5 protein-coding genes are annotated in these 6000 nt (G+C 39.4%); all 5 read right to left on the reverse strand.

The genetic code is table 11. The features are described from left to right. Positions 1 to 592: 592 nt before the first annotated feature. Positions 593 to 928, reverse strand: a complete 336-nt coding sequence (locus WKU33_RS13590; protein ID WP_336252427.1) for a hypothetical protein — start codon at positions 926 to 928, stop codon at positions 593 to 595. Between the two features lie 443 nt (positions 929 to 1371). After that, positions 1372 to 2271 carry a flagellin gene (locus WKU33_RS13595; protein ID WP_445321703.1) on the reverse strand — a complete coding sequence of 300 codons (900 nt, stop codon included), beginning with the start codon at positions 2269 to 2271 and terminating at the stop codon, positions 1372 to 1374. A gap of 313 nt (positions 2272 to 2584) precedes the next feature. Further along, positions 2585 to 2812, reverse strand: coding sequence for a flagellin N-terminal helical domain-containing protein (locus tag WKU33_RS13600; RefSeq protein ID WP_442946189.1), 228 nt, complete (start codon positions 2810 to 2812; stop codon positions 2585 to 2587). 309 nt (positions 2813 to 3121) lie between these two features. After that, a complete protein-coding gene (locus WKU33_RS13605; protein WP_340455142.1) occupies positions 3122 to 3991 on the reverse strand; it encodes a Yip1 family protein in 870 nt (289 codons plus the stop codon). Between the two features lie 301 nt (positions 3992 to 4292). Then, positions 4293 to 5996 (reverse strand): acyl-CoA dehydrogenase family protein, encoded by a 1704-nt coding sequence (locus tag WKU33_RS13610; RefSeq protein ID WP_340455146.1) that lies wholly within the window; start codon positions 5994 to 5996, stop codon positions 4293 to 4295. Positions 5997 to 6000 lie beyond the last annotated feature (4 nt).

Here is a 6000-nt window from a genome sequence, read left to right on the forward strand (position 1 = left end):
TTGAAAGACATTTCAAAACAAGGTATACTAATCTTAAGAAAGACATATAATAATAAAAGCTCAGGTGCGTCAACACCCGATCTATTGCAACTACATGCCGTAAGATTTACGGTGACCTATTAATCAAGTGAATAAGTAACCGCCTTATCCTATGGCTCGGGAGGGCGGTTACTTATTTTTATTGGTGACAATAATCGCAATTATCGCTACGATTGTTCCTAACGATACTACAATGAAACTTCCAAAATCAATTAATAATTTAATTAATTCTAGATATGTCACCATCTTACCACCTCCCTTCTCAGGGAAATGGTCACCGCCCATCCTACTTATGTAGTTGCTAGGTTAATATTACCATTTTTCATCTGAAACCGCTATCATATTTTGCTGCTGCTTTATAATATTGACGGAATGATTATTACTATAAGAGTTTCGAATAATTAGGCACTGTCAACACGCACTTTGATATATTAGGCTAAAAAAGTAAGTACTCTGCCACATTATCGTATTAGAGCATCCATGGACTCCAGAGCCCCATTAAAAAGCTTTCACTTAACTTTTTAATCTTAAATTTCATTTACAGAATAGATTTTTAATAGTCCTTGGTTAATAAACTTCTTAAATTAGTATTTGCTAAAACAATAAGATATGGTAAACCTCTCTTTATTATACCAAACCTTTTATTGCCATATGCATTGTGGACTTCTTCCAATAAATCTTGTAGTATGCCCCAATCCTCATCAGAAAATTGATAGCCTTGTAATGGAACTCCAACCACTTCGAATGAATATTTATTCTTAAAGTAATTTTTAATTTTCTTACTTTCAATAAGAAAATTAATTTCCTCTATTTCTATATCAAAACCATTATCAATCAAAATACAGATATCATAAATAAAATCTTGAAGTAATACTCGTTTTATGTCCATTCCTATCTCCTTAATTAATAAAATTGAGACCCCAGCCAAAGCCAGAGTCTCTCAATTCTAGAATTACTGTAATAATTGTAAAACACCTTGTGGTTGTTGGTTGGCTTGCTTCGCCGCTATGCCTTTCGATCATAGAATAGACTATATCTTCACCCTTATATTCATAAGGGGCTGGGCACTTCGAATGATTGATTGCAATCACTCTACGAATCTCATTGCCATAAGATTTAACCATTAGGCAGTGCATTCTAGTCGTTGAACCTTCGCCGGGTTTTCACCTTAGGCGCTTGGCTGCTGATTATCCATTGTTTCATTGTTTTGTTTTTCAAACCTTCACGTCTGCCGTTTCCAGCTACGTTGTGGTACAAAACACTTTAGGAAGTTCCAGCAATTCACCCAGTGGTACTCTAATCCGTTACCAGATTAGACGCCCTTCTCAACAATTACTGTAAGAGTTGTAATACTCCTTGAGGCATTTGTTGAGATTGAGCTAACATAGATTGTGCCGCTTGTGAAAGGATGTTGTTCTTAGTGAACTCCATCATTTCTTTCGCCATATCAACGTCACGGATACGTGATTCTGCAGCAGTTAAGTTTTCTGCTGATGTACCTAGGTTGTTAATAGTATGTTGAAGTCGGTTTTGTACTGCACCGAGTTTAGAACGTTCTGCAGAAACTGTATCAATTGCAGATTGGATTGTTGTAATTGCACCATCTGCGCTTTTTTGATCAGTGATGTTTATACCTACTGTAACTGTAGCACCATCTACCAAAGAATCCTCTTCTGATGCTAATACTAGTCGACCAGCATCATTATAGTAACCTGCTTCATCTCCTTTGATTGTACCAGTTTCACCATCCGTAAGTGCTGAATCTGCTGCTAGAACTAATTCGCCATCTTTATAATATCCGGCTACAGTATGATTAGCTGGGTCTTCATCCGAAGTGTCTGCTGCTTGCCAAGTGGCTGTGAAACCATCACCATCAGTAATCGTATGAACATCATCGTCGCCAGGATTTTCCCCAGGAGTTGTTACTGCCGTGTATTTAACATCATCAGTTGCTACTTTATAAGTTAAATCATCTTTTTTATAAGTCTCAGCAACATTTAATTTTGTACCACTCATATCGTTAATTGAAACTTTCAAGTTCTGTCCTTCATTTGCACCAACATGGAAAGTAACATTTTGCAAGCTTCCGTCTAGTAAAGTTTTCGTGTTGAACTCTGTATCATTTGAAATATCATTTAAAGCATTTGCAAGTTGGTCAATTTCTTTTTGTAGTTCGCCACGATCGGCTTCGTTATTTGTATCGTTTGAAGCTTGATTCGCAAGTTCACGCATTCTTTGAAGAATTGCATGTGTTTCGTTGAGTGCACCTTCTGCTGTTTGGATTAGAGAAATCAAATTTGTTATCGTAGTGGCTGTTTATCCGCTACTTCTTTATGTTTCCATAAAGTTCAGACCATATCTTCATCCCTTTAAGGATGCCCCGCGCTCGTGGGTGGGTTATTGGTATGGTTCCTCACCACCTGGTCGTTACACCTTCCCAACTACTTATTACCAATTCATTAGGCTTGGCTCGGTATTGCCCACCATCCTTCATATGGTTTGGGGTTCCACCGAATTCACGGAGTTATCAACTAAACATTGCTGCTTAGTGCGGCATTTCTCGTTTACCGTCTTGGGCGTTTTTAGTCGCCATTTCTAATCCACGAATCTGCCCACGCATTTTCTCAGAGATTGCTAGACCTGCAGCGTCATCTCCGGCTTTGTTGATTTTCAGACCTGAAGAAAGTTTCTCCAAAGATCCTTGTACTGCGTTCTGGTTAGTTCCTAATTGGCGATGTGCATTAAGAGCTGAAATATTGTGATTGATAATCATGTTCAATCTACCTCCATGTATTTTGTTTTCTAGCAAGCCACATCCATGTGATCTTGCTGATCTATAATAATTCCACGTCCTGTGGAATTACTACCTATTTGATTAGAACACTCAGAAACGATTCACAGCCGAAATTTCCTCCTATTTACAGGATGAATGGCCATAGCTATGTATCTTTCCCGCTGTTCTATTATTTATATCGGCAGGACTTTCGAATTGTTTAATACTTTTTCAGTAAAATTTTTTCTACAAAAAACAGATCACAACAGCAACATTTGCATTGCAATCATGAGCTGCTTTTCAATTTTCTTACCACCCATAAGATGTTAGGTCTTCGATTTGACTGATAAAGTCCATTAAGACCGCATCAGCAAGCAGGAAACAGATAAAGCTGATTAATAGAACCGTTGCGAGACTAAAGTATATTTTTTGTCCATTTGGGTTGACCTCGGAAGCTTTCTGATAAACATATAAGACAGGAACATATGAAAATATCATTACTAGTGAAATAACGAGCGTAAAGAATGTTAATTGATAAGAACCAATCAGTCCACCGAGCACGGCGACTAAATTTAATGCAACGAACGGAACATAGATCGAGCCATACTCGGCGATAATTTTTTTAAATGAGTCCTGATTTTTCGCGAGTTTCGTCATTGCAAGAGCACTTCCGAACGTAATCGCAATTAATATAAGCGCAAAGAAAAAGAGCCTTGGGACAATTCTGAAGAATGGAAGTGATTCGCTCATCCAGCTCCCACCAAATGATTTAAATAAGGAGTTCCCAAGAAAATAAATGCTCAATGAGAAAAATAAGGCATATAGACCGATGTTGATCAAGCTGTTCGTTAATTGCTTTTCACCGGATTGAAATGCCCGTGCCGGGTTTTTTAATAAATGTAAAAAATAAGACCAGTAATGATTTAACCCTTCTTTAACCGCATCTGCTGTTGGTTGTGCATTTCCTTCTATCGTTGCCGCGGCTGGATTCGACTTTGCTGTTGTTTGTTGCTCTACTTGTGCATTCCCTTCCGTAGTATTCGCTTGGGACGGCTCCTCCCCTCTTCTAGATTGCTGATTCGAGTTATCAACATCGTTTTGTGACTGCATCGCTGCGCCACATACACCGCAGAACTTCCCAGCCTCCTGCTGATGGTTACAACTTAGACAGACTAACATTGTACATTCTCCTTTATAATATTAACTATTCCTTTCGTACACTTGCCTTGATGATTTTATGTAAAGGAAAGTAGTTTTATAACCCTAGAAAAGAAACATATAAGTCTTTTAGACTATCTCAATTGATTATAGCAAAGTTCTTTCTAATTTAAAGCATTTTTTTAATAAAAATAGCTCCGAACCTTGTATATAAAATGAACCCTAGATAATAGACACTAATAAAAAACAGTCAGTCGCCCTCTATTATCTAGGATCTATTTTAGTTTTCTCGGAGCTGTTTTTTCACGTATAGATTGCCGTTTTAATTCAGACAAATCTCTTCAAACCGGAATAAATTTGCCGGTTCAAGCTGGAAATCATCCTTCTTCCAAACGTTTTCCAGATAAACGATAGCAATGCTAGACTGCCTACTATCTTTTACACTTTCTTCAATTGCAATAACACTCTCAAATAACTCCGCAACCCACTTCGCAATATCCTTCACATAATAAGTCTTCAACTCATAAGCCATCTTCCTAATCTCCGCTACCCGCTTCTCAAACTGCCTTATCTGTTCCAATAATAAGTCCACCCAATCACGCACTAAATCCATTTCCCGAGATGCCTTAATATCCCAAAGTCTCTCCCGCATCTCCTCGACAAATACTCGCTCAACCTCATATTTCTCCATCAATCGTAACACTTCAAGCCCCAAAATATTTGCCGTCCCTTCCCAAACTGTTAAGACTTGGGAATCCCGTAGCAATCTCGGTGTCACAAAATCCTCAATGTAACCATTCCCGCCATGCATCTCAATCGCTTCATGGGCAAAGTGAACAGCCTGCTCCGCCGTTTCCTTTTTCATAACCGCCACATATAACCGGAATAATGTTTTTTCCCTATCCGTTGCTGTATGTTTCGTATCCTTCCCCATAACCTTATCCATTAGCTCAATTATACGGAACATCGCATTCATCTCTACTTCCTGCTTGGCAACCATTTTACTAAGTGTCGCTTGTATCATCGGATATTCGATGAGCCTTTTACCAAATGCCGATCGCTGCTTAGCATAATTACGAGCTTCCAAATAAGCACGGCGCATAATTCCCAGTGAAGCAACTGCATTCGAAACACGAGACAAATTCAGTGCTTCTATCATATAATAAAATCCTTTTGTTTCTTCCCCAACAAGATAACCAACTGCGTGTTCAAATTCAACTTCGGCAGACGGCACCGCCCGAACACCGAGCTTGTCTTTCAACCTGCGAATTCGCAAGTTTCCTGCAGCCCGATTTTCTTCCCAGGGCACAAGGAACAAACTTAATCCCTTCGTTCCCTTCTCGGCCCCGTCAATACGGGCTAATACCATTGCAACACCGCAAGCGCCGGCATTACTTGCAAAATACTTTTCACCACTTATCCGGTAACTATCCCCTTCCTTCACAGCAGATACTTCATTCGCACCGACATCCGAACCACCCTGCCTTTCTGTAAGCAATGTCGCACCTTCATATAACTCAACATCCCCCGTTGAAAGAACATGCGGCAAATACTTTTCCCTTAGTTCATCGGATGCATAATGGTCAATCAAATAAGCTGTTGCTTTTGTCAGCGTCACGGGACAGGCAAGACCAGGTTCTGTGTGGGATAGCAAATATTTCTGCGCATAAGAATAAACGTAATTCCCTTTCTGCCCAAAGGCTGGAATTTCCTTATGAACGTAACCGACAATACCTGTATTGTATGTCTCTTTCACTGATTGCTTATATCCCTCGTTCAACCAGACACGCGACACTTCATTCCCCATCTGGTCGTAGCGAATGAGCTTGGGCTCTCCTTCTCTATCCGTGTGAATCGCTCTCTCATCAATCGGTCCCGCGCAGAGCTCTCCGTATTTTTCCAATTCTTCATCCGCCCACTGAAAAAAGTCATCAGAGAGAGAATTCTGTAACAGTCGCCGGAGATTTGGGTCACCTTTATAAAAATTTTCTTTGTTTACTTTTTTCTTTATATCCAACACATTCAATCCT

This window comes from Oceanobacillus sp. HCA-5259, from assembly GCF_037892815.1.
Lineage (GTDB): Bacteria > Bacillota > Bacilli > Bacillales > Amphibacillaceae > Oceanobacillus > Oceanobacillus indicireducens.